18 protein-coding genes are annotated in these 24,878 nt (G+C 41.9%); 5 read left to right on the forward strand and 13 right to left on the reverse strand.

The window, feature by feature from the left end:
• Position 1 precedes the first annotated feature (1 nt).
• Together RIB15_RS10585 and RIB15_RS10590 are read right to left on the reverse strand one after the other, a co-directional pair.
• Entirely contained in the window at positions 2 to 2,104 is a 2,103-nt protein-coding gene (locus tag RIB15_RS10585) for an amino acid permease (protein ID WP_350202123.1), read from the reverse strand.
• A gap of 85 nt (positions 2,105 to 2,189) precedes the next feature.
• Positions 2,190 to 2,432 carry a hypothetical protein gene (locus RIB15_RS10590; RefSeq protein WP_350202124.1) on the reverse strand — a complete coding sequence of 81 codons (243 nt, stop codon included), beginning with the start codon at positions 2,430 to 2,432 and terminating at the stop codon, positions 2,190 to 2,192.
• 216 nt (positions 2,433 to 2,648) lie between these two features.
• Between RIB15_RS10590 and RIB15_RS10595 the strand changes: the two genes are divergently transcribed.
• Complete coding sequence (locus tag RIB15_RS10595; protein ID WP_350202125.1) at positions 2,649 to 4,499, forward strand: cation:proton antiporter; 1,851 nt, start codon at positions 2,649 to 2,651, stop codon at positions 4,497 to 4,499.
• Between the two features lie 8 nt (positions 4,500 to 4,507).
• A complete protein-coding gene (gene lysA / locus RIB15_RS10600) occupies positions 4,508 to 5,674 on the forward strand; it encodes a diaminopimelate decarboxylase (RefSeq protein ID WP_350202126.1) in 1,167 nt (388 codons plus the stop codon).
• Positions 5,675 to 5,683: 9 nt separating this feature from the next.
• Here lysA and RIB15_RS10605 read toward each other — a convergent pair whose 3' ends face one another.
• Positions 5,684 to 6,907, reverse strand: coding sequence for a BaiN/RdsA family NAD(P)/FAD-dependent oxidoreductase (locus RIB15_RS10605; RefSeq protein WP_350202127.1), 1,224 nt, complete (start codon positions 6,905 to 6,907; stop codon positions 5,684 to 5,686).
• 100 nt (positions 6,908 to 7,007) lie between these two features.
• Between RIB15_RS10605 and RIB15_RS10610 the strand changes: the two genes are divergently transcribed.
• On the forward strand, positions 7,008 to 8,369 hold the full coding sequence (locus RIB15_RS10610) for an aspartate kinase (RefSeq protein WP_350202128.1): 1,362 nt from the start codon (positions 7,008 to 7,010) through the stop codon (positions 8,367 to 8,369).
• On the opposite strand, the gene RIB15_RS10615 is transcribed toward RIB15_RS10610, so the two are convergent.
• Together RIB15_RS10615 and RIB15_RS10620 are read right to left on the reverse strand one after the other, a co-directional pair.
• Positions 8,366 to 9,442 (reverse strand): CNNM domain-containing protein, encoded by a 1,077-nt coding sequence (locus tag RIB15_RS10615; protein ID WP_350202129.1) that lies wholly within the window; start codon positions 9,440 to 9,442, stop codon positions 8,366 to 8,368. The genes RIB15_RS10610 and RIB15_RS10615 overlap by 4 nt on opposite strands.
• 49 nt (positions 9,443 to 9,491) lie before the next feature.
• Positions 9,492 to 10,508 carry an RluA family pseudouridine synthase gene (locus RIB15_RS10620; protein ID WP_350202130.1) on the reverse strand — a complete coding sequence of 339 codons (1,017 nt, stop codon included), beginning with the start codon at positions 10,506 to 10,508 and terminating at the stop codon, positions 9,492 to 9,494.
• Between the two features lie 117 nt (positions 10,509 to 10,625).
• On the opposite strand from RIB15_RS10620, the gene RIB15_RS10625 reads away from it, so the two are divergent.
• Complete coding sequence (locus tag RIB15_RS10625; protein ID WP_350202131.1) at positions 10,626 to 10,985, forward strand: four helix bundle protein; 360 nt, start codon at positions 10,626 to 10,628, stop codon at positions 10,983 to 10,985.
• Between the two features lie 34 nt (positions 10,986 to 11,019).
• Positions 11,020 to 12,726: a DNA repair protein RecN gene (gene recN, locus RIB15_RS10630; protein WP_350202132.1), complete on the forward strand. Its 1,707-nt coding sequence runs from the start codon at positions 11,020 to 11,022 to the stop codon at positions 12,724 to 12,726.
• A 55-nt stretch (positions 12,727 to 12,781) separates the two neighbouring features.
• Here the strand turns inward: recN and RIB15_RS10635 are convergent, their stop codons facing one another.
• The 8 genes from RIB15_RS10635 to RIB15_RS10670 form a co-directional block, all read right to left on the reverse strand.
• Positions 12,782 to 13,444 (reverse strand): T9SS type A sorting domain-containing protein, encoded by a 663-nt coding sequence (locus RIB15_RS10635; protein ID WP_350202133.1) that lies wholly within the window; start codon positions 13,442 to 13,444, stop codon positions 12,782 to 12,784.
• Positions 13,445 to 13,564: 120 nt separating this feature from the next.
• Positions 13,565 to 16,411, reverse strand: a complete 2,847-nt coding sequence (locus tag RIB15_RS10640) for an FAD-binding and (Fe-S)-binding domain-containing protein (RefSeq protein WP_350202134.1) — start codon at positions 16,409 to 16,411, stop codon at positions 13,565 to 13,567.
• Positions 16,412 to 16,488: 77 nt separating this feature from the next.
• Complete coding sequence (locus tag RIB15_RS10645) at positions 16,489 to 17,886, reverse strand: alpha/beta hydrolase family protein (protein ID WP_350202135.1); 1,398 nt, start codon at positions 17,884 to 17,886, stop codon at positions 16,489 to 16,491.
• Positions 17,883 to 18,551, reverse strand: a complete 669-nt coding sequence (locus RIB15_RS10650; protein ID WP_350202136.1) for an SdpI family protein — start codon at positions 18,549 to 18,551, stop codon at positions 17,883 to 17,885. The genes RIB15_RS10645 and RIB15_RS10650 overlap by 4 nt, the downstream gene beginning before the upstream one ends.
• Positions 18,552 to 18,559: 8 nt before the next feature.
• Positions 18,560 to 18,820, reverse strand: a complete 261-nt coding sequence (locus RIB15_RS10655) for an autorepressor SdpR family transcription factor (protein WP_350202137.1) — start codon at positions 18,818 to 18,820, stop codon at positions 18,560 to 18,562.
• Between the two features lie 65 nt (positions 18,821 to 18,885).
• Positions 18,886 to 20,097, reverse strand: a complete 1,212-nt coding sequence (lhgD, locus tag RIB15_RS10660) for an L-2-hydroxyglutarate dehydrogenase (RefSeq protein ID WP_350202275.1) — start codon at positions 20,095 to 20,097, stop codon at positions 18,886 to 18,888.
• Positions 20,098 to 20,178: 81 nt separating this feature from the next.
• Positions 20,179 to 21,591, reverse strand: coding sequence for a RagB/SusD family nutrient uptake outer membrane protein (locus RIB15_RS10665; RefSeq protein ID WP_350202138.1), 1,413 nt, complete (start codon positions 21,589 to 21,591; stop codon positions 20,179 to 20,181).
• Between the two features lie 18 nt (positions 21,592 to 21,609).
• The gene (locus RIB15_RS10670) at positions 21,610 to 24,630 is read right to left on the reverse strand and encodes a SusC/RagA family TonB-linked outer membrane protein (protein WP_350202139.1); all 3,021 of its coding nucleotides are present in this window, start codon (positions 24,628 to 24,630) and stop codon (positions 21,610 to 21,612) included.
• Between the last annotated feature and the right edge of the window lie 248 nt (positions 24,631 to 24,878).

The following is a 24,878-nucleotide window of genomic DNA, read 5'->3' on the forward strand; positions in this document are numbered from 1 at the left end:
ATTAAAGCAGTTTCTTCAGCTCCTTAATATCTTCAATCTCTCCGATGATGGAAAGTTCATCGCCTTCCTGAAGTACCGTAATACCGTGAGGAATCTTAATCTGATCCTTTCTTCGGATAATGGTAATAAGGCTTTGTCCCGGCAAGGATACATCTTTAATCATCTTACCAATAAATTCTTCGGTCTTGTTATCAGGATTTAGAATAAGCCGTATAAAACGTTCGTCTCGAAGCAGTATTTCTTTCAACTCTGCCTCATTTTCTGCATTAATCCAACGGTCCAGGAAGTTCTTTGTGCCTACCATTTCAGCTACGTGAGCTAATATTCTCAGATGCTGGCCTGAGTTTTCATCAGAACTGATAAAGAACAACAAGGTATTTAATTTTTCTGACCCTGCTTTCTTGGAATCAAGGTTTTTAAGCTTGTCGACTTTAAGCCCGCCTTTCACCCGTACAAGTACCATTTCTGGTTCTATTTTATCTGCAAGGCGCGCATGATTTAGAGCGACACCTTTAGCTATTGGAATGATTCTATCTTCTTCCAGCTGAGAAAGTACATCGTACATTTCTTCTGTACTTTTGCCTAATTGTTCAGCGAAGCTATTACTTACTGTTTTAAGAATCTCATCGTAACTGGTGGATGATGAAAACTCCAGTACTTCAGCCCTCGAAATCATTTCTTCGTAAGGATCTTCCTGTCTCAGCCCTTTTTCCCGCAGAATAGTTCTCATTTCATGCTCCAGGCCCTGATCTTTATTCTTTCCTAACCGGGCATGAACATGGAAAATAGCTCCCTGACGATCTACTTTATCGGCCGCGTAATACTTGAACCAAATTATTCCAAACACACTCACTACAATAGTAAACAGAATGGAAAGTCCACCCATTTCAAAAATCAGAATGATGGAAAATATGATCCCAATAATTTGAAGCCATGGATAGAACGGGGAATTAAAACCCGGATCGTATTCTTCTATCTGGCTTTCACGCATCACAATAACGGCAAGATTCAGCAGTCCAAATAGCAACAATTGAAAAGCACTAGCCAGTTTTGCCACTTCGGCTACATTGAAAGCAACCAGGAAGAAAATCATCATAAGTACGGTTGCTACAACCGACCACAACGGAGTTCCCAGCTTACTGAGTTTTGCAAAACGCTCATTAATCAGCTTATCCCGAGCCATAGCCATGGGATAACGTGAAGCAGACATGATTCCTGCATTACCTGTGGATGCAAAAGCAGCAACCGCAGCAATTACAACCAAAATCAAACCTGTGGGTTCAGGAAGCCAATCTAAGAATACTTCACCTGCGGTAGCTACCGGGGTGAGATCTTCCCGAAAGGCAGCTGGCTCCAGGAGAGCTACCATTATATATACCCCAATAACATATACCACCACTGCTGTCGCAATGGCTAAAAACATACCCAAAGGAATGTTTCTATCAGGATTTTTCACCTCTTCGGCAATACTGGCAACTTTCGTAAGCCCCGCATATGACACGAATACCATACCTACAGTAGCAAAAAACCCATAATAACCATCAATAAAGAATGGGGTAAATTGCTCCTTGGTAATCTTCACAATATCCATGCTAAATACTGCGAATACACCCTGAATAATATAAAATGCCATAATGGTAACAAGTGCAGCCACCAAGACTTTCTGCAAAAAGGTAGTTTCCTTTGCCCCAACTACATTCAAAATCCCAAAAACAATAGTCAAAATCACGGCTACAGGAATTATAGGTACTTCATAAAAGATGGAGATGTATGCACCCATCCCAATTAAGGCAAATGCACTTTTTAGCACTAAGGCCAACCAGGACCCATAGCCTCCAATTGTGCCAATCATTGGGCCCAAACTTCGGTCAATGATATAATAAGTTCCTCCTGCTCTTGGCATGGCTGTTGCCAATTCGGCTACACTAAACATAGTAGGCAACACAATCAGCCCGGAAACAAAGTAGGCGAGAAATACTGAAGGACCCGTTTCGGCAGCTGCAAGTCCTGGTAGAAGAAAGAATCCTGAACTAAACATTGCCCCCGTTGCAATAGCATAAACATCTGATAGTCCAAGTTCTTTTGCTAATTTTTCATGCTTCATATATTTCTGCTATTTCTGCCCTAAATGTAGTTTTATGGAAGGAGTTTTGTTTGTCGTGATTATTGAATTCCTGATTTTTTCAGGCTTATTCTAAAACCTCTTTCCCGTTTGAAGTTGGATCAGCTTGTTTATGATAAGATTTCCAGATTCGCGCAGCCATCCTTATACCATACCCGATCAACATCAAACCGATGAGTCCTTGAATTTTGATACTCAACACCGGATGAAGATCAAGGGTTTCAATGATTGCAAATTCTACAAGCGTAGCAATCCCTAGTATGGCGATCAACCAAATAAATTCTTTCAATATGTAAGATTTTTTACTCATAGGTCTTTAAATCTTATCACTGTTTGTATAATAACACAACAATACTAAAAATCCATGTCGTTCCTCAAGTTTTGCCGATCTTTTCGTGAAGGGTTTCAGCCACTTTTAGATTTCTCCAACTTTGCCTGACTTTCTTTATCTTTGAGGCTCTGAATCTTTATGTCTTGAAATCTATTCAAACTAACCGTACTCACAAGTTGATACGGTTTTTTTATTATGGCAGAACACATTCTTATTGGAATTGCAAGCATTTTTGTTTTTGGTGTTGGAGCCCAGTGGTTGGGCTGGCGTCTTAAACTACCTGCTATTTTATTATTATTGATATCTGGCATTCTTGCCGGCCCTGTTTTTGGTTTGGTAAATCCTGACCAGTTAATGGGAGATTTGCTCACCCCTTTTATATCCGTTTCTGTAGCTATTATACTTTTTGAAGGTGGATTGAGCCTTCGTTTCTCAGAACTAAAGAATGTGGGAGGTGTGATTGGCAACCTGGTTAGTATAGGCGCTTTACTTACATGGGTGTTGACTTCTGTTTTCGGGTATTATTTATTTGGTTTTGGATGGGAGCTGGCTGTTTTGCTCGGAGCAATTCTGGTGGTCACCGGTCCTACCGTAATCATCCCTCTTTTAAGACAGGTACGACCAGCCGGACAGGTTGGTTCTATACTCAAATGGGAAGGCATTGTCATAGATCCTATTGGCGCCATGCTGGCTGTTTTGGTGTTTGAGGTCATTCTGGCCAGTGGTTTCTCTGAAGCTACCTCACTAGCAGTCATGAGTATCTTTAAAACCATTTTCTTTGGTTCGTTGCTCGGGCTGGGAGGTGCCGCCTTAATCTACTTCCCCCTAAAAAAACATCTCCTCCCCGACTACCTTCAGAACCCAATCAGTTTAATGGTCGTTGTTTTGGTTTTTACCATTTCGAACTTTGTACAGCATGAATCGGGCTTGTGGGCAACCACGTTAATGGGGGTTGTTTTAGCCAACCAGAAAGCTGCACGGATTCATCATATTATTGAGTTTAAGGAAAACATCCGGCTGCTTTTGCTATCGGCTTTATTTATCCTTCTTGCAGCCAGGGTTGAGCTTTCCAGCCTGCTGGATAGTCTTAGCCTGAATATGCTCGCCTTTCTAGGCGCTTTGATATTTATTATTCGTCCGGCTGCAGTGTACATGTCTACCATGTTTTCATCACTGAATTGGAAAGAAAAGCTTTTTCTTTGCTGGATGGCTCCGCGGGGTGTGGTAGCAGCCTCTATTTCTTCCATATTTGCCATTTCATTGATGCAAAATGGTTATCCCGAAGCCAATCAACTTGTTTCCATTGTCTTTATCATTATTATCAGTACAGTAGCCATTTACGGACTTTCAGCTTCATGTGTGGCTCGCAAATTAGGAGTGGCAAAACCAGTCCCCAGAGGCTTTCTCATTGTTGGTGCTCACGATTGGTCGGTCGACATCGCTGAAGCCATACAACAAAAAGGTATCAAAGTAATGGTAGCAGATTCGAACTGGAAAAATATAAGTAATGCCAAGTCTCGTGATTTGAATACCTATTATGGCAATGTGCTGTCTGAGTTTGCCCTCGACTATATCAACCTTGATGGATTAGGAAAGCTACTGTCTATGACCCCTAATGATGAAGTAAATGCATTAACGGCTCTCCGTTTTGCCGACGTTTTTGGTCGTTCTCATGTTTACCAGCTTTCACCAAATTCAAAGAAGGGGAATCAGCAAAATGATGTTACTACCCACCTGACCGGACGAACCCTTTTTAAAAAAGAAATGAACTTCGATCATATTTCGGAGCTTTACGAGAACGGGAAAGTCATTAAGTCAACTCTTTTGACAGAGACTTTTACCTTCCAAAACTTCAAAGAAACTTATGGAAACGAAGCAATTCCACTATTTCTGGCTACAAAAGACGGTACCGTTCAGCCATTTGTAATTGATAATCCGCCCGTGCCTCAGGATGGCGACACGCTGATTTCCTTAACAAACCCTGAAGCAGACAAAGACAGAAAACCCGCCAAAACAACCGAAGAAGAACAAGCTGAATCAAATTAAACTCACTCATGTATCCAAATAACATAATTTCTGCCCTTCAGAAATTTAAAACCCCTTACTTTTTTTACGACCTTGATGTACTTCGAAATACACTTGAAGAGGTTAAGAAACACGCTATTTCCCGGGGTTATCATGTTCACTTTGCCCTTAAAGCTAATAACCAAAGCCGCATATTAAAGGTGATTAAAGAATCTGGATTAGGTGCAGATTGCGTTAGCGGCGGAGAAATTCAGCGTGCTTTAGACTCTGGTTTTTCTGCGGATGAAATTGCCTTTGCCGGTGTCGGGAAAAGTGATGAAGAAATAGAACTTGGATTAAAGCACGATATATTTTGCTTCAATTGCGAGTCTCCCCAGGAGCTGGATGTTCTGAATGAGTTAGCCGGCAAAGAAAACAAAAAAGCTCGGGTGGCTCTCCGGCTCAACCCAAATGTGGAAGCTGAGACCCACAAATATATTACTACCGGACTAAATGAGAATAAATTTGGGATTAATGAATCGGACCTTGATACCGTATTGGAAAAATTCCCTAACCTAAAGAACCTGGAGTTAATTGGTATACACTTCCACATCGGTTCACAAATAGAGAAATTCACCCCGTTTGAGGAACTGTGTTCCAAAGCCAATGCACTGAATAATTACATCGAAGATAAGGGCTTTAAGCTGACTGTGATAAATGTGGGCGGCGGATTTGGAATCAACTATGATCACCCCAATAATAATGCAGTACCTGATTTCGAGCGCTTCTTTGGGCTTTTTGAAGAGAACATCAAGCTTAAAGATCATCAGAGTCTTCACTTTGAGCTTGGGCGATCAATTGTAGGGCAAAGTGGCAGCTTAATCACCCGTGTTCTTTACACCAAAGAAGGCAAGGCCAAGAATTTTGCTATTGTTGATGCGGGAATGACTGAACTTATTCGCCCGGCTCTGTATCAAGCGAAGCATCGTATTGATGTACTTACCAGTGAGAAACCAGAGAAAAACTATGACGTAGTCGGTCCAATTTGCGAAAGCTCAGATACCTTCCGTAAAGATATTTCTATACCGGAAGTACAGCGTGGTGATTTAATTGCCATTCGCAGTGCGGGAGCTTATGGGGAAGTGATGCGAAGTGCTTATAATTTACGAGAGGCAAATCCTTCTGTTTTTTCTGATGACATCGATGATATAGAATAGGTGATATTTTCAATCCAGCTTTCCGGCTATAAAACCGGTAGTCCACGCAGCCTGAAAGTTAAAACCACCCGTCACGCCGTCGATGTCCAGCACTTCACCTGCAAAATACAGACCCGGTGATTTCCGGCTCTCCATGGTTTTTATGTCTACATCCAGCAAACTGATTCCACCACAGGTGACAAACTCTTCCTTAAACGTAGTTTTTCCCTGAACCTGATATACATCGTTGGAGAGCAGGTGAACCAGCCGGTTAATATTCTTCTTGCCCATGTTTTGCCAGATCATATCATCACCTAGATTCAGTTTATTCAACAGAAATTCCCAAAGCCTGCCCGGCAACTCAAATGGGTTTACGTTAGAGATTTTCTTTTTTGGGTGATCATTTTCCACTTCCTTCAAAATGCTTCGCACTTCTTGCTCCCCTCTATCTCCGGCCCAGTTTACCAGAATCTTAAACTCATAATCCATCTTATGAAAATCCCGTGCCCCAAAAGCCGATAATTTCAAAACAGCCGGTCCGCTCATTCCCCAATGAGTGACTAGTAGTGGTCCGCTACTACTGAGATTTGAGCCCATGATTTTTATAGCAACCGGTTCAGCAACTACACCCATCAGCTCTTTGATAGGCTCATCAGGCATGTTAAAGGTGAACAAAGAGGGAACCGGTTCTTCAATTTCATGGCCAAGCTCACGGAGCCAGTCAAACCCTTTTGCGCGGGGACTGCCACCTGTAGCCACAATTACTTTCTCGGCTGATTTACGCCCCCCTCTATGAAACCCTAACTCATACCCATCTTCAGTTTTACTAATGCTTTTTATATTGGCTTTGGTTTTTATTCCTATTCCCAGTTTTCTTGTTTCTTCCAGCAGGCAGTTAATGATGGTTTCAGAATCATCGGTAATAGGAAACATGCGTCCGTCAGATTCGGTCTTGAGCTTTACACCCCTGCTTTCAAACCATTCTACCGTATCTGTTGTGGACCAAATCCCGAATGCCTTTTTCAGTGGCCGCTCTCCCCGTGGGTAGAACTTCACCAATTCACGGATATCGAAACAATAGTGGGTTACATTACATCGCCCCCCTCCTGAAATCCGAACTTTTGAAAGCAGCCTATCTGTTTTTTCGTAGATGGTTACCTTTGCATCCGGGTTATGCTTTTTTGCAGAAATAGCACTAAAAAAACCGGCTGCACCACCGCCTATAACTGCTACTTGTAGATCTTTTGTACTCATATGATAAAGATACCGTTTCTGTGGAACTTAATTCAGGATTCAGCATGGAATAGGCTAAGAATCCTCTTATTTTCCACACTCATTTTTAAGAAGCCTTTTTATGGAGATTAACGTACTTAAGTTTGGCGGCACCTCAATGGCCGATCATCAAACCTGGAAACAGGTATTAGAGATCATCAAAAATTATGAATACCCGGTAGTGATTGTCTCTGCTACAGCTAGAACTACCCGCCAGTTAGTAGAAGCCGGACAGCTCGCCGCACAGGGTAAATTGAAACAGGCCCATGAAATATCCGAAAGCATTAAAGACCGGCACAACAAAATTGTAGCCGATTTTCTCGAAGAAAATCCGCATAAAAAAAATAAATTAATCAAAGACAGCTGTGCCCGGAATACGGAAGCTAAAATCAGCAAGCTGAATAAACTACTGACTTACACGGAGCGCCAGGGAACTCTTTCTCCCCAAATGAAAGACGCCATTGCCAGTATTGGTGAACAAATTTCTTCCTACTTATTAGCCCAGTGCGGGCTGGCCCTTGACATGATGACTCAACACATCGAGGCTCGTAAGATCATTAAAACAGATGCAGAATATGGGAAAGCAAACCCAAATATCCTGCAAATTAATCAGCGCTGCGGTTCGCTGGAGACGGTTCTCGAAAGCGGATTCACACCCATAATCGGTGGTTTTTACGGGGAATCTCCACAAAAGACCATCACAACCCTTGGCTTTGAAGGATCTGATTATACAGCCAGCTTGATAGGCGGAGCTGTAAATGCAAAAACCATTGAAATATGGACGGATGTAAGCGGTGTTTACACCAGCGATCCACGGTTTATACCAGAGGCAAAGCCATTGAAGGAAATGAGTTATTTTGATGCTACTGAAATGGCTTATTTCGGAGCTAAAGTCCTTCACCCTTCCACCCTTAAACCTGCACAAGAGCGAAATATCCCCGTTTTTGTGAAGAATATGTTTAAGCCCGAAGAACCCGGAACCAAAATCATCCGGGAATCAACTCATGATCTGGATGTACTGGCTATGTCGTTTAAACAAAACATGGCTACACTTACCATCAGTGCATACGAAACGGTAATGGGATACTCATTTTTAACTAAAGTATTTACGGTTCTGGAAAGACACCGGCTTGCTGTTGACGCAGTGAATACAACCGAAGCTTCCGTAACAATAGCGCTCTCTGATTCCGAACTGCTGGATCAGCTCTCCAAGGAGTTCATTGAAGTCGGAAGTGTAACCCTTGAAAGAGATAAAGGCTTACTTACTTTGATTGGATGTTCGGTGAATTCGGCTAAAAAACTTACTAATCAGATATTTGAAACTCTGGACAATATCCCTCTTGACCTCATTTCGTTTAGTAAGGAAAAACGTATTCTAAACCTCGTGATTAAAAATGAACAGCTCATCGAAACGGCTCAGCGAATTCATAAAAAACTATTTTAGGCTTGTTCGTTTTCTTTTTTAAGCTTTTCAGGCAGAACAATACCAAGGCGTTTGGCACGCTCTCTCCACTTCTGGCGTGCCAGTTTTTGCATGTCTTCGATGGCGTCAATTTCGTCAACGATTTCCATACCAAGCAGTGTTTCAACCACATCTTCCATAGTTACAACACCTGAGAGCCCCCCATATTCATCAACCACTACCGCAATATGTTCCTGCTTTTCAAGAAGCCGTTCGAATAGAGTTTTAAGAGAAATGGTTTCAGGAACAATTAATACCTCCCGCTTTATTTCCTTCAGCTTTTTATCGCCATTGTCTTCTGAAAGGTTATAGTACAAGTCATTTTTGAGTACATATCCTGTTATATCTTCATCTCCTTCTCCAAAAACCGGCATCCGGGAAACACGTAACTCATCTTTATTCTCTAATATTTCATTGATGGTTTGGTCTTCCTGAAACTTCACAACTACAATTCTTGGTGTCATTATATCTTTGACCCGAAGCGAACGAAATCGTATCAGGTTCTTAAAGATGTTTGACTCTCCTTCTTCAAACACACCTTCCTCAAACCCAAGTTCGGCCATCGCACTAAACTCTTCCCGGCTTACCGTTGGTTGTTTTTCTTCACTTGAAAGTATTTTAGTGATCACCTGAGACAGCAAAACCAACGGATAGGTCAGGTAGATAAGAATATTAGTGGTCCGGGCGGCAAAACCTGATAATGACTTCCAATAGGTTGCACCCAGTGTTTTTGGGATAATTTCAGAAAAAACTAAAATGAGCAACGTGAGAACGGCTGACGTTATACTCACATATGTATTACCAAATACTACCTGAGCCTGCGCACCCACTCCTGCTGCTCCAACGGTATGTGCGATGGTATTCAGGCTTAGAATTGCTGAAAGCGGGCGGTCAATATCTTGCTTTAAATCCCGAAGTATCTTTCCGCTTTTAGATCCCTGCCTCTCTAGTACCGCAACAAATGAAGGGGTAATAGAAAGGAGTACGGCTTCCAAAATAGAGCACAGAAAAGATACGCCTATAGCGAGTAATAAATAAAAAACTAGTAATCCCATATCTCAAGATATAATAAAAATCGGGCTTTGTTTCAGAAGTGATACAGGTTTAGTATTCCTGCTTGCAATTTTCTCTTAACATGGTGAGTACATGCTGAAAGTCTTTAGGTAACTCCGAATCAAACCGAACCATTTCACCAGTTACAGGATGTTCAAAACCTAACGTTTTTGCGTGAAGTGCCTGCCGGTCCAATCCAGTTATTAAATTATGAAACATGGATTTTCTTGAGCCGGTGTTGGGGCCATAACGAACCGAAGTTCCGCCATAGGTCGGGTCTCCAAATACATGATGACCTTTATGTGCAAAATGAACCCTGATTTGGTGGGTGCGCCCTGTTTCGAGCTTTACTTCAACAAGGCTCAGATAGTCAAAATATTCGAGTACTTTATAGTGGGTTACTGCTGATTTACCTTGTCCATCAGGTTTAACCGTCATTAGTTTTCGGTCTCTTTTGGAACGCCCTATGTCTCCTTCTATCGTACCCTCCTCTTCCGGTGTTCCCCAGACAATGGCCCAATAGGTTCGTTCCACATCCTTCTCCTGAAATAAGCCGCTGAGTTTGGCTAGTGTTTCGTCGTTCTTTGCAACAACTAGTAATCCGCTGGTATCTTTATCCAATCGGTGAACGATACCCGGACGAAGGTTTTCGTCTTCTTCATCACCGGCCAGTTCATCCACGTGATACATCAATCCATTAACCATGGTACCCGACCAATTTCCATAGGCTGGATGCACAACCATTCCTGCTTCTTTGTTGACGATAATGATGTCATCATCTTCATAAATGATATTAAGATCCAGCTTCTCAGGCTTTGCTTCCGGTGGTGGTGGTTTAGGCAACTCAATAAAAATCTCATCACCAGGCTGCATAATATAGGAGGGTTTTTCCTTGCTTCCGTTCACTTCCACATATCCATCCTTGATGGCTTCCTGCACTTTCGTGCGGGATGCATTTTCCACAAAAGATGTGATGTATTTGTCCAACCGGATATCGGTATGTTGCCCATCCGGAACGGTGTGTTCATATATTGTACTCTGTCGGTCTTTGCCTGCTTTCTTTTCCATAACTTAAAGGTACGGAGAATCAGCCTTTGTTTTAACCCCCGTCAGCTTTTTTGTAAGGAATTGGTTTTTACCTGCTCTTACTTAGTAATTCAAAATGAAAAATTTAAAATTAAGAATATGAGTACCGTAAAAGAGAATGTAATTCAGACTAAGAGCTTTCAGTTCTCATTAAAAATTATCGAGTTATTCCGGAAATTACAGGCTGAACGAGAGTATATTATATCTAAACAATTAATCAGATCCGGAACCAGTATTGGAGCTAATGTAGAAGAAGCTATTGCCGGGCAGTCAAAAAAGGATTTTTTATCAAAATTATCTATTTCTTTAAAAGAAGCTCGCGAAACTCATTATTGGCTAAGGTTATTAAGAGAAAGTGAACTAACTAATCTTAATGTCGATGCTTATCTTGATGCCTCTTTTGAATTAATCAGTATCTTGTCCGCAATCGTCAAAACGATGAGACAAAAGCTTCAATAATTTTTCATTTTGAATTTTAAATTTTGAATTCCATATGATTAAATCACTATACATAAAAGATTTTGCTCTTATCGATGAACTAGAAGTCGATTTCGAGGAGGGGCTTAATATTTTGACCGGACAAACAGGTGCCGGGAAGTCGATTATCATTGGGGCGCTGAATATGATTTTGGGTGAACGCGCTGACACTGATGTTATTCGGCAGGGTAAAGACAAAGCCATTTCTGAGGCCACCATTCGTGTTGGAGCTGATACGGACTTAAAGCAATTGCTTGAAGAAAATGAAGTAGAGTTCAGTGAATACTTAATCCTCAGGCGAGAAATTCGTGACACCGGAAGCCGTGCTTTTATCAATGATACTCCCGTCAATATCAGCGTTTTAAAAGCAGCCGGAGATTTGCTGGTCGATTTGCACGGACAGCATGATCATCAGCTCCTGCTGAAAGAAGAAAATCATCTGGGCGTAATTGATGGGTTTGGGGAAGTAGAACCTATTTTGGTGGAATATAAAACTGAACATCGCAAGATGACTGAGCTTCAGAAAGAGTTACGCGCACTACAAAAGAGAGAGAACGAACTTCAGGAAAAGACAGAACTCTACCGCTTTCAGATACAGGAACTGGAAGAAGCCCGGCTTGGTGAAATTGATCTGGAACAGCTGGAATCGGAGATGAATCTCCTTGACAATGCGGAAGTGCTTGATCAAAAAGCTGCCGCTATTTCCGAGATGGCTGATTCGGATGATGGTAATATAATTCAGCTTTTGAACTTTTTGAAGCTAAACCTGGAAGACCTTGCACGTATTGAACCAGAATTCGAAAATTATCTTAAGGAAATTAACGCCGCAAGGGTAAGCGTGAATGAAGCCATTGCTTTCGCTGAGCGATATCGCAACAGCATTGAATTCAACCCAAAACGGCTGGAAGAACTTCGCCAGCGGCAATCGGAACTCAACCGGCTTCAGAAAAAATACCAGCGGGATTTACCTGAACTCATTAGCTACCTGCATGAAATTCAGCGTGAGCTTTCCATAGCTGATAACTTTGATCTGGAAATTGAAAAACTTGAAAATCAAATTCAGATGCAGGCTAAAAACCTTAAGGAAAAAGCCATTTTGCTTCATGAAACCAGACTCAAAATTGGAGAGCAACTTGCTGTTCAAATTCAGCAGGAACTTGCTAAAGTGGGAATACCCCATTCAAAATTAGATGTTCGCGTTGACTGGCTGTTATCTGACAAGGGATGGATTGAGGTAGAAGGTAAACAAATCGATTGTACCGAAACCGGTTGTGATGATGTTCGGATGTTTATCTCTACCAATAAAGGGGAGGAACCAAAGCCATTAGCCAAGATTGCTTCAGGTGGAGAAATCAGTCGGGTTATGCTGGCTTTGAAATCCATTCTGGCTAAAGAACAAAGCCTGCCGGTTATGATTTTTGACGAAATTGACACGGGAATTAGTGGAGAGATATCAGAAAAAGTAGGAACATCAATGCGCAAGCTTTCTGAACATTGCCAGATCATTGCCATTACCCATCAGCCACAGATAGCAAGTCAGGCTCACAAACACTACAAAGTTGCAAAAGCGGAAGACGGGGAGCGGACGGTAACGAAAATCATTCCGCTTACCGACGAAGAGCATATCCACGAAATAGCCAGCCTGATGAGCGGCTCACAGATTTCAGAATCGGCCCTTAACAGCGCGAGAGAGCTCATCGAAAAGAATACGTTCAGAAATTAGGTGTTAGTCCATACCATATTCTAACACCTCAAACCTGACACTTTTCGACTAAAACCTATTTTACCAGCGTCATTTTCTTAGAACCTAACAAGTATCTTTGCTCTCCGGTTATTGCTACCAGTTGATAAAAGTAGATTCCTGATGGTTGATTATTGAAACTAACCTGAACAGAAGTCTCACCGGGTGCTGCATTTCCAGCTACTTCCTCAACCAAAGCGCCATGTGCAGTATAAATCTTTAACTGATAGGAGACGGCCTGAGGAACTTCAAACGCGATATTTGTACTTGGATTAAACGGATTCGGATAGTTTCCTTTTAATTTAAATCCCTCTGGTAATTCAGTAACTATCTCATTCGAAGTTGGCACCTCATTCGCTCCTTCAGAAATCCATTGCCTTATTAAATCAATTTCATTCGTTGAAAGAAATGGCCCGCCTTGAGGCATTCTGGTACCAAATGATGGATTGGGTTCAACTTTGTCCACCAATGGACTATTATTTGGTTCTCCCGGAACAACAATTTCTGTCCCATATAGATCACCCACACTGTTCATAGTAGTTGAATAGCTAGTTAAAGTAACCCCACTCTGTCCACCATGGCAGCTGGTGCAATTGGCGTTAAAAATGGGCTGAATCTGTCCTGCATAATCTACCTGAGCAAGAATGACCGTTCCTGAAGTACAAAAGACTAGCATGAAGAATAGTATAAATCGATTCATAAGCACCTTTTTTGTTTTAAATGAAGAGTAAAGTGTTAAAAATTCGTTTAATATCAAACAATTAGTTTGCCTAAGCTAAATTATTAATTAGCCTACAGAACAAACACTTTACTTCTTCTTTTAAGAAAGGCTACGATAGATAAGTTCCGCCGGATGGAAAGATTTAATATTTACCCCATCCTTAATTTGGTGACGGCATGAAAATCCCGGCGCACAAACCAACGGGTTTTCTCTTTCTTTTAATGCAGGAAAAAGTACTAATTGCCCAATGTCCTGAGAAACTTCATAATGCTCTTTCTCATAACCAAAACTTCCGGCCATACCACAACATCCTGTTTCCAGAACTTCAACTTTATAGCCTGCCGCAGTTAAAGCTTCGACAGTAGGATCATTACCAACTAATGCTTTGGCATGGCAATGACCGTGCAGGGTCACCGTTTTATCTTGATCTTTAGAAGATAGCCTGGACTTATTATTAGCTACAAACTCTTCAAACAGAAACGATTGTTCGGCTAGTTTTTCGGCAATGGGTAATTGTTCGTCAGTGCAAAGCTCCAGAAACTCATCCCTTACCGTCAAAATTTCTGATGGCTCTAGCCCCACTACCGGAACCCCTGCTTCCACATACTCTTTAAACTCTTTCAGGACTTTCCAACATATTGCCTGAGCTTCATCAAGAAAACCCTTAGAAAGTTGTGGTCGCCCTGTCTCCATCGTATTTGGAACAAGCACTTCATATCCCATACTTTCTAAAACCGCTACTGCTGCTTTTCCGATATCGGGATCGTTGTAGTTTGTAAATACATCTGCAAATAACACTACTTTCTCTTCACTCTTAACAGCACCATTCCGGCTATGCTTTTTAAACCAGCTCCTGAATGTTTGGTCTGCAAATTTGGGAAGGTCCCGACGTGAGTCAATCCCAAATATATTTTCCAGTACTTTTTTACCTACTGCAGAATCAGCAACTTTATTTGAAATTTTTGGAGTAAGAGAAGCCAATGGGAAGACCTTAGCCGCGTCTGAAAAAAATCGCTCTTTAAGGGTTGAGCCGTTTTTTTGATGCCATCCATTCATGAACTCGGTCTTCATTTTAGCCATATCCACATTTGCCGGGCATTCACTTTTGCAGGCTTTACAACTAAGGCATAAATCGAGGGCTTCCTTTAGCTCTTCCGATTCGTATCCTTTAGGATTCTCACCCGCAAACACCTGTCTGAATACATTTGCTCTCCCACGAGTGGAATCTTTTTCGTTTTTGGTAGCCATGTATGACGGGCACATGGTGCCACCACTTTCCGCAAGCTTTCTGCACACTCCTGCTCCATTGCACAACTCCATAGAACTGCCAAAATCACCTTCTTTTCGCCATGCTAAAACAGTATCAGGCTTTGGTTTTTTATAAGAGGGTGAAAATCTAAGATCCTGATCAATGGGTTTTGGCTTTACAATTTTACCAGGATTAAAAATATATCCCGGATCCCAAATCTCTTTAACCTGCTGAAGTACAGGAAGCATTTCTTTTCCTAAGATCTTCTCAATATACGGAGCACGTACACGTCCATCACCGTGCTCTCCCGACAAAGATCCGTTGTACTTCTTGACCAAATCTGCAATCTCACCGGCCATAGTCTTCATGGTATTCAGACCGGTATCGGTAGTAATATCAATTTGCGGGCGAAGATGTAATTCCCCTACTGAGGCATGGGCATAAAACACACACTTGGTGTTATGCTTGTTTAAAATAGCCCGGAACTCATTTACATATTCCGGTAAATCCTGAACCCGAACGGCAGTATCTTCACAAAAAGATGGGGAACGACCGTCCGAACCTAATCCCATCAGCAGACCAAGTCCGGCTTTTCTGAGATCCCAAACTCTTTTCATCTTATCCGCTTCTTTTATAATCGGGTAAGCATATCCCAAAGACTTCTCCTTCAGCTTAGCTGACAAATTCTCTGCTCTTTTTTGAAGTTCTTCCAGGTCATTCCCTTCAAATTGTGTAATCAGGATATACTTCGGTTCACCATCAAGAAAAAAGCGATTCTTTCTCTGCTCTATATTTCCTTTGGTCGCATTTAGAATAATGTAGTCAACCAGCTCAACAGCTGCAGGATCGAAGCTAACAATCTCGACAGCAGCCCGCATGGCTTCTTCAATGGTTTCAAACTGAGGAACGACAACAAGCTTATGCTTATCTAAAGAACTCAGGTTCAGCTTTGCCGAAACCGTCATTGCTAAAGTTCCCTCGCTACCACAAAGCAGTTCGCAGAGATTGAATTTTCTGCCTTCAGGATTAAAGGGCTGCATTTCGCACAGTTTATCCAGTGCGTAACCTGTATTTCTCCGGATTATATCAGGATGGGGGTAGCTATTTTGAATCAGCTCTCGATTTTGCTCAATAAGCTTAAGCATGGAACGATAAATATACCCTTCCAGGCTATCCTGCTTCTTTCTCTTTTCCAGTTCTTGAGCAGATAGAGGTTTAAACACTGCCTTAGATCCATCACTCAAAACAGCCTCAATCTCAAGGGTGTGTTCACGTGTGGTTTTATATTTAATTGAAAACGAACCTGATGAATTGTTGCCAATCATACCGCCAGTCATACAGCGATTTGTAGTTGCTGTATCGGGACCAAAGAGTAATTGATGTTTCGCCGCTTCCCGATTCAGCGTATCTCTTATTACTCCTGGCTGGACATGAGCTTTTTTATTTTCTGCATCAAGGTGAAGGATTTGATCCATATAACGGGAGACATCCATTATCACCCCGCCACCGGTTGTTTGCCCTGCAAGACTCGTTCCTGCGCTTCGGGCCGTGATGGTAAATTTATGCTCATTCGCTTTTTTCACCAACTGCTGGATGTCATCTCCAGATTTTGGAAAAGAAACACCTTCAGGAAATTCCTCATACATGGAGGCATCCTGGGCATATAATTGGCGGGTAAGTAAATCTCGTTGTATCAAAAAAACTCCTATTCTGTTGAGGCAGAAGTTTGAGGTTAATTTCAATGAATTTCAATACAAAACTAGATAAAATCCGCCTACTTTTTTTTAACCCAACTAGAGATCGTTTCCAGGAAACTATTCACAAAATTTTTGTCCAACATGGGATATTCTGAAGCCTGTCCTGTATTTGCTTTTTGAAATAAGTGATTGGCATCAGGAAGTACTTTTACTTCATATTCGACCCCTGCTTTATCCAGAGCATTGGTAATTGGAGACCGATTGATTTCTTCCGTTACCTGAGTATCCTTTTCCCCAAAAAGCACCAAAACCGGAACCTTCAACTCTGCTAAATCTTCAGCCGGATCATAAAATAACAGCGACTGCAACTGTGGAGTCCTGTAATACTCAACAAGTTGCTGCACCTGTTTTTCGACAAAGGATTCAATATCGGGTATACCTTTTTTCTGCTCTTCAGGCAGATTCTTCAGCATAAACGTGTACTGCTTTCGATAGGCCTTCTTTGCTTCCTCTAATCCTTTACCATCCCTTATTGCCGCCATCATGTCTTCCCGCAGCGCTATTTCTTTTTCGACATCTTTATCGTCATGTATACCCACTCCAAAACCCTTCTTCACCTGAAAACGAAGAATATCTTTCAGCGGAACTCCAGTTGAAGCCATTAAAATAACCTGATCAACACGGTTATTTTCAGAAGCGGCTTTTCCGGCAACCACACCACCCTGACTATGCCCCAGCAGGATAACCTCGCTAAAACCCCGGTTTTCCATTTTTGTCAGGTGATCGATAATTGCTTCTACATCCCCGGCCAGCATATCAAGGGTAGTATTCATAAAATTACCTGTTGATTCGCCTACCTGCCTATCGTCATAACGAAAGCTTGCGATTTCCTGCTTTTCGAGGTGCTCAGCTATCTCAGCAAAAATTTTAAACTCAAAAATATTTGAATCCCGATTCTGTGCACTGCTTCCTGAAATCAAAATAACCAAAGGTACTTCTGTTGCTCCATCGGGATAAACCAGTGTACCCCCAATCTCTACTCCATTGCCCTGAATGATTAAATCTTCTCCCTGTCCGGGTTCTGGTTCACCGGAAGAATACTGCTTCTCGATTTCAAACGGGAAAGAAGCAGGTCCCTGAGAATAGTTTCCGGTAATCAGACTATTGGAGCTAAAAGTGCCAACAAACTTTCCCTCTCCCTGACCGGTAAAAAAAGTTAGAAAAACAGAGTCTGCCTTCTGCTCTGCCCGCGTTAATGGCAGGTCTATAGCTCCCTGCATTGGAATATCCAGCGTCCCTGAAAATTGACCAGGCTCTCCATCAATATTGAAGATCACACCCAATTTCTGCCCCTGAATATTGATCGCACCTTTCCATGCACCGGCAATATTCTGTTGGGCTTGGGCTTGGGCTTGGGCTTGGGCTTCGTAAATACCAAATACTACACCTACTATGAATATGACTAATTTATTCATGCATTCTCTCCGGTTGATTCTATTTTTTTAAACTCGAAATAGGAATAAAGCAGTGGTACAATCACCATAAAACCAACCGTTACTCCAAATACGACGGCATTTAGCGACTCGGAAAAAATCAGGTCTGAAATAATAATGAGAACTCCTCCTACCATCCAGATTTTACTACCCAAACGATGAGTCTTTTTCCAAACCGTTGGATTTTCAAGCGTCCAGGGTGTACGGATACCAATAAAATAATTAGGCTTCACTGTATTCATGTAATTCCCCAATCCAACAAAGAAAAGGCCCACTGCTATGAATACATAGGAATTGATACTGACATCCGAACCGGTTACCACCAGTATCATCATTGCGTATAAACCCACCATAAAAAGTGAGGTGATCAGACGAATAGCAGCGATCGGCTTTTGCGCCTCTTCAATTCTTTTCTTTGGGTCTATCCGGGGTAGAAGCAGGAGCGCAGCATAAAGCAGAATACCAATAGCAGGCAGCATATAAAGAATTACCCATTTCGGTCCGTAATCATCTGCTTCGCCCTGAAGATTAAAGTGCGTTGGGACCGTGTCGGGAACCTGATCTGAAAGTAAAAGAGACACTGCGAATGGCGCCAATAGTAATAAGATAACAGGCCATTCTTTCTTTAATATGTTAGTGATATTCATGGCGTTGATTATTTGTTATTCATGAGTTTGAACAGCCACTGTGTGGCATCTTCAAGTCCGGTGGTGTTAAGTGAATAATAAATGAATTGTCCCCTGCGCTCGGTATCTACCAATCCGGCTTGCTTAAGCAATTCAAGGTGATGAGAAATACTGGGTCTTGAAATGTCAAAAGCCTCCGCAATCTCTCCAGCCGAAAGGTCTTTTTCTTTCAGCATATCCAGAATTTCTCTCCGGGTAGCATCATTAAGCGCTTTGAATAATGTATTCATTTAGATATTTAGATAACTATCGAAATATTAATCATAATTAGTATGATATCAAACTAAAGCAATTGTCAGGCTAATTCCCTTACTGCGAAATTATCTTCTACCCGCTTTACGATTTCATCACCGATGGCCAACCCGGCCGTTGCGGCCGGACTTGGAGCGTTTAGCACATGGATCTGACGGTCTGCAACTTCGAAATAGAAGTCATCCAGTATTTCTCCATTAGGCTGAAGTGCCATAGCCCTGATTCCTGCTGGGGATACTTCTAAATATTCTTCACGCACTTCGGGTATTAGTTTTTGCAACCCTTTAACAAAAGCTTTCTTGGAAAAAGAACGTTTATATTCATCAAGCCCCATCCGCCAGTGCTCTTTTGCCATTTTCCAAAACCCCGGAAAGTTGAAGGTTTCGGTGGTTTCCTTCAGGTTGAATGAAAGTTTTTTATACCCCTCCCTCTTGAAAGCAAACACGGCATTTGGGCCACATTCAATTCCTCCCAGAGCCATGCGGGTAAAGTGAACCCCAAGAAATGGAAACTCAGGATTTGGAAGCGGATAAATCAGATTATTAACCAAATACTCAGCCTCTGGTTTAAGCTCATAGTATTCGCCTTTAAAAGGAACAATCTTAACCGGAGAATGAACTCCAGCAAACTTTGCCACATGATCAGAATAAAGGCCTGCGCAATTGATCAGAAAACGGGTACTTACTTTTTCCCCACCGGCTTCCACTTCCACTTTGTCACCTTTGTTGGAAATATTGGAAACAGCGCTATTAAACCGGACTTTTCCATTTCGCTCCTCAAGTAGCACCATAAGCTTGCGACACATTCCGGCATAATCCACAATACCAGCACAGGGTACATGGATGGCTGCCACTCCATTCACATGAGGCTCGAGTTCTTTCAGCCGCGCAGCATCTATGAGTTCAATCCCCTCGATTTCATTTTGAAGACCGCGTTCATATATCTCTTTGAGCTTTGGGACTTCACTTTCTTGTGTGGCTACGATCACCTTTCCGCAGACATCTATAGCTACATCATATTTTTTACAAAAATCTACCAGTTGATGGCGACCATCCACACAGTTTTTGGCTTTATAACTTCCAGGTTTGTAATAAATCCCCGAATGAATAACTCCAGAATTTTTACCTGTTTGGTGTGCTGCTACTCTATTCTCTTTTTCCAATACAAGAATATGTGCTTCAGGATATTTAAGGGATAATTTATAAGCCGTGGAGAGCCCTACAATTCCGGCTCCAACAATAGTAAAATCGTACATCATGTTGGCTAAGATAAAGTTTATACATAAAAAAAGAGCCCCCAAATTTTTGAGGGCTCTTACGATCGATAAATGATCTATTTAGCTATTTTCGCTTGAGAAATCATCCCAGTCTATTTCAGCTTGAGGACGGCCGATTTCGGTTGGAACACGCCCACCTCCAATAGAGGTGTCTATTTGATCTAAACGATCATAGCGGCGCATATCTACCCATCGGTGACCTTCACCCCACAGAGAGTATCTTCTCTGCTTGAGCACTTCATCAATAAGTGAAGCTTGGTCTACTGTACCTGTATAAGGACCAACACCCCAGATACCACGGATGGTATTGATGGCCGTAACCGCATTAGCCAAATTAGTTGCTCCACCAAGCTGTACATTTGCCTCCGCATAAATCAGAATAAGCTCTTCATTACGTATAAAAGGTATATCGGCTGTCGAAGATGCATATTTACCTATTTGATAAGCAGAAGATAACCCACTTATTCCCGGGGCTGTAACTGCTGCACTGTCTCTAAGTTCGAACATTCGGTCGATTCTTAGATCTCCAGCGTCAGCCTCATTGATGTGTATGGGATTGGGCACCACCAACTCTTCTTCACTCGCATTAGGTATATAATAATAGGGGTTAAATATATCATTACCACCTCCAAAGACATGAGCAGGACCCACCATTAAGTCGGCCTCAGATGCCGCATTCAGATCCATAAATGAATCATCAAGGGCATCAAGAGCTCCCTGCCAATCGTCTGCATATAAAGCAAATCGCGCAGCAATCGCACGATTGACCTCAAGCATAGCCGCCGGTGTATCGAAACCATCAAATCCATCACTTAATACAAAAGTGAAACTATTGCCCGCATTACCAAGCTGAGTAGCTCCTTCGCCTAGTATGGTCCGGATTTCAGCAAGAGCCTGATCGTACCCCAAGAATCCTCCCGGATTCAGTGGTTCTGAGAATGAAACATCAACTCTGATTCCTTTTTGATACTGGTGCATCAAGGGAAACTGAAATTGATACGCTTTGATTGTATTGGCAAAGCCTAAGTATCCGTTTTTCTGAGCTTCAGTAACCGTATTGGTGTTTTCGATAGATTCTATCAACAGGTTAGCCTGCCGGATAGCTCCGTAAGGCGCTTCATATCCGCTTGCGTCTACAAAAAAAGCTGGATTTTCTTCTGCATCAAGACTTCTTGCTGGTAATTGCAACCAATCAATAGCAAATGTTGGATCTGAAGTATTTATATAAAAAAGCTCTCTGCTTAATGTACCCGTTAAGGCCCACCAATCAGAATTAGCGTTATTATAGTTTCGGTGTACTGACTCAAGACCTGAAACCAGATCCTGAAGTTCACCCGGACTGGCGTTATCGAGCACGCCCGTGGTACTTGGACTGTTTGGGTCGAGTACTTTATCCACTTCTAACAAATCACAGGAAATTGACATAAAAATCAATCCCGTCAGTATAAATGTAGTTCTTATTAGTTGTTTCATAATAATTTCTTTAAAGGATTATAGGTCAACTTTTATGCTGAATAATATTTTTCTTGACGTCGGATAGGGCGTAATATCCACTCGTTGGGATAATGCACTTCGGCCGGTAGCATTTACTTCCGGGTCATATCCATTATAGTCCGTAAACATCAGCAGGTTAGTGCCAGAAACACCTACTCTGATATTACTCAACGAATTGCCAACCGTCCTTTCTAAAAATTCACTAGGAACGGTATAATAAATGGAAGCTTCTCTTAATTTCACATAAGAGGCATCTTTAGTATAGGAAAGTGTACCTCCTTCACGCTGTACAATGTTATTTTCGCTGTCAAAATAATCAGCGGTATTTCCTGCACCATCGGTTAACAACTGAGAAAGGTTAATTCCTTCTGCACCTTTACTCCAGTGCAGCAAGAAGCTGGCCCTGAAGTTCTTAAAGAATGAGAAATCATTCGAGAACGACATCTGGAAGTCTGGTTGAAGATCACCCACGATCTCACGCTCTGCCTGTCCGGGAACAAAACCATAAATACCGGTTGGGGAAACCCCTTCTTCCAATCTGGTTGCTCCAAAAGCAGGAGAAGCATAAAAAGTATTAGCTTGAGCTGGAATAATAAGGTCGGTTAATTCTGTCTCATTCGTCCACCACAATATTCCAGAATTCCAGGTGAAATTCTGATTTTGAACCGGAATCAGCGATAACCCGATTTCAGTACCAATATTTTCCATCTCTGCGGCATTCGTTGCAATCTGATTCACTCCTGTTGAAGGTGAGGGCACCAAAGGTAAAATCAAATCTTCGATGGTTTTATTATAATGGGTGAATTCAAGGGAAACACGACCATCAAACAATCCGAGATCAAAACCATATTCGAGCTCTTTTGCTCGTTCTGGCTGCAGATCGGGATCAACATCGGTACCGGGTGCTACTGCTCCACCGAACTCACCAATATTTGTTCCTCCTAAACTTGAGAATATAGCTCCGAAGTTCGGCAATCCACCGGTCTCTCCATAAGCTACTCGCAATTTCAGCTGATTAACCTGATCTACAGTCCAGAAATCAAAGTTGGACAGGTTGGCTGCCAGTGATGCTTTTGGATAAAAGTAAAACTCACTTTCATCAAGATTCAGTGTCGATTGATCCCATCGGCCACCAACAGTAGCAATCAAGCGGTCAGCATAGTTGATTTCTTCCTGAAGGAAAACACCAAAATCTGTTACTTCTGTAAAGTTTTGGGTAGCTGTTACCTGGGCTGCATTTCCAACATTGGTTTGACCCGGGAGTAGGCCTTGTCCTCGGATACGGTCCAGAGAAATATTCTGGTCATATCTGGAAACACCGGCTTGAGAAGTCAGGTCAAAGTTCCCAAAGTCCGTTCCAAGTGTTTTATTATAGAGCAATACAGCCTGCAGGTTGGTATTGACTACCTCCTGGGTAGTATGAATTACATCTCCTGGAAAATCAGTTCCAGTACGTTGATACTGCATAAACTCGGGGAAGTAAATGATTGAATTGGCATTTGTATAATCCAAACCACCATCAATCTTCAGGCTGGCTAAAGACGTTTCGTTCTGAAATAAATCAGCTTCTAACACCACCGACTGCAGGAATCGATTGATTTCCTGATTGTTGGTCGCAACATCAATGAGTCGCAGCGGATTCTCACCGAAATAAGGAGTATCAGGATAGGTCCCATCCGGATTTTGCTTAATTAAGTTATAAGCATAGTTAGGATGTGCTGACAAAGAATACCCAATAGATCCACCGGTATCATTCTGGTTTCCTGTAAACCCGCGATCACTATCGGTATTGATGTAGTTTGAATTACTTGACACTCTGATTCTTTGAGTAATAGAATGATCAATATTCGCGCGTATAGAGTTACGTTCGAATCCGGTATTTTTAATAATACCATCTTCCACATCTAAACCACCGGATACATAGAAACGGGTCTTCTCATTTCCGCCAGATACGCTGATCTGAGTGTTGTTAATCAATCCGGTATTTCCGTACACCTCTTTCTCAAGATCTTTTATATTGCCAGCGGCTTGGGCATCATTAAATCTTTGAATTTCAAGCTGCCTTTTTTCAAGTCCGTCATCAATGCCATTATTATTAGCATCTTGACCATTTGGTTGATAAAATAAAGTCAAACGCTCTTCATCCCAGTCTGTACGTCCAAGAAGATTTAGGGCGTTATTGAACCCTAACTCTTGCTTGAAAGATACCTGGGTATCTCCCGCTTTACCCTGCTTGGTATTGATGATGATCACACCTGCGTTAGCTCGTGCACCGTAAATGGCAGCAGCAGAAGCTCCTTTCAGTACTTCTATGCTTTCAATTTCGTCAGGGTTAATATCAGCAAGACGATTAGCGGTATCATCCTGAGAATTTCCACCAGCACCACTTACTGCTGATCGTCCGGTCGTCAGTAATTCATTATTGACATACACACCATCAATGATATACAGGGGTTGAGAACCTCCAGCACCTAAAGTAGTTACACCCCGAAGCTGGACATTAAATCCTCCACCCGGAGCACCACTGTAAGAGGTAATTTGCACACCCGGTATCTTACCTTGTAATGCATTATCAATTGATTCCGGTTGCGCCCGGCCTGCAATATCGTCAGCACTTACAGAAGCCACTGAGTTTGCTAAGTTTGCCCGCTTCACAGAAGAAGCAAGTCCGGTTACAACCAATTCTTCAAGGTTCGCAACATCGGATCTCAACTCAACATCCAGGGTTACTTCTTCTCCATCAGAACCAGATACATCAATGTTCCGTGTTACATATCCAATGGATGAAAAGCGTAAACTTGCATCGCCGGCTGGCAATTCAAGGGAAAACTCACCATCTATATTGGTGGACGTTCCTGTATTGGTAGCAGCATTAAAAATGGTTACTCCGACCAATGTTTCCCCGGTAGCAGCATCTGTTACTGTACCGGACACAATATACTGGGCTATCGCGATCTGTGAACTTATAAACATCACAGAAAGAACAGCCAGGAATTTTATATAGTAGCTATTTCGCATAGTGTTCTCTTTTAGTTATTGGTTTTACTTTACTCCGCCTCATTTAGGACGACTCAAATACATTTGATCATTATTATTAATTTATTTTAAAGAAACAAGACAAAACCCGTCTCTTTTTTTCTCCTAAAAAAACACATAACTCATATTAAACGAGGTATTCTTGATCTAAAAATCACCAGCACCACAAATTTCATCTTTGTGAAAACTAAATCGTATCTTTAGCTGTTATCAAAAAAAATAATTAATAC

It is taken from the genome of Gracilimonas sp., assembly GCF_040218225.1.
GTDB lineage: Bacteria > Bacteroidota > Rhodothermia > Balneolales > Balneolaceae > Gracilimonas.

What these genes read in the sequence shown, in the direction of transcription:
- RIB15_RS10655 (WP_350202137.1), bottom strand. Translation starts at nt 18,820, where the DNA reads ATGAATACATTATTCAAAGCGCTTAATGATGCTACCCGGAGAGAAATT.
- RIB15_RS10585 (WP_350202123.1), bottom strand. Translation starts at nt 2,104, where the DNA reads ATGAAGCATGAAAAATTAGCAAAAGAACTTGGACTATCAGATGTTTAT.
- recN (WP_350202132.1), top strand. Translation starts at nt 11,020, where the DNA reads ATGATTAAATCACTATACATAAAAGATTTTGCTCTTATCGATGAACTA.
- RIB15_RS10670 (WP_350202139.1), bottom strand. Translation starts at nt 24,630, where the DNA reads ATGCGAAATAGCTACTATATAAAATTCCTGGCTGTTCTTTCTGTGATG.
- RIB15_RS10615 (WP_350202129.1), bottom strand. Translation starts at nt 9,442, where the DNA reads ATGGGATTACTAGTTTTTTATTTATTACTCGCTATAGGCGTATCTTTT.
- RIB15_RS10635 (WP_350202133.1), bottom strand. Translation starts at nt 13,444, where the DNA reads ATGAATCGATTTATACTATTCTTCATGCTAGTCTTTTGTACTTCAGGA.
- RIB15_RS10620 (WP_350202130.1), bottom strand. Translation starts at nt 10,508, where the DNA reads ATGGAAAAGAAAGCAGGCAAAGACCGACAGAGTACAATATATGAACAC.
- RIB15_RS10665 (WP_350202138.1), bottom strand. Translation starts at nt 21,591, where the DNA reads ATGAAACAACTAATAAGAACTACATTTATACTGACGGGATTGATTTTT.
- RIB15_RS10610 (WP_350202128.1), top strand. Translation starts at nt 7,008, where the DNA reads ATGGAGATTAACGTACTTAAGTTTGGCGGCACCTCAATGGCCGATCAT.
- RIB15_RS10590 (WP_350202124.1), bottom strand. Translation starts at nt 2,432, where the DNA reads ATGAGTAAAAAATCTTACATATTGAAAGAATTTATTTGGTTGATCGCC.
- lysA (WP_350202126.1), top strand. Translation starts at nt 4,508, where the DNA reads ATGTATCCAAATAACATAATTTCTGCCCTTCAGAAATTTAAAACCCCT.
- RIB15_RS10595 (WP_350202125.1), top strand. Translation starts at nt 2,649, where the DNA reads ATGGCAGAACACATTCTTATTGGAATTGCAAGCATTTTTGTTTTTGGT.
- RIB15_RS10650 (WP_350202136.1), bottom strand. Translation starts at nt 18,551, where the DNA reads ATGAATATCACTAACATATTAAAGAAAGAATGGCCTGTTATCTTATTA.
- RIB15_RS10605 (WP_350202127.1), bottom strand. Translation starts at nt 6,907, where the DNA reads ATGAGTACAAAAGATCTACAAGTAGCAGTTATAGGCGGTGGTGCAGCC.
- lhgD (WP_350202275.1), bottom strand. Translation starts at nt 20,097, where the DNA reads ATGTACGATTTTACTATTGTTGGAGCCGGAATTGTAGGGCTCTCCACG.
- RIB15_RS10625 (WP_350202131.1), top strand. Translation starts at nt 10,626, where the DNA reads ATGAGTACCGTAAAAGAGAATGTAATTCAGACTAAGAGCTTTCAGTTC.
- RIB15_RS10645 (WP_350202135.1), bottom strand. Translation starts at nt 17,886, where the DNA reads ATGAATAAATTAGTCATATTCATAGTAGGTGTAGTATTTGGTATTTAC.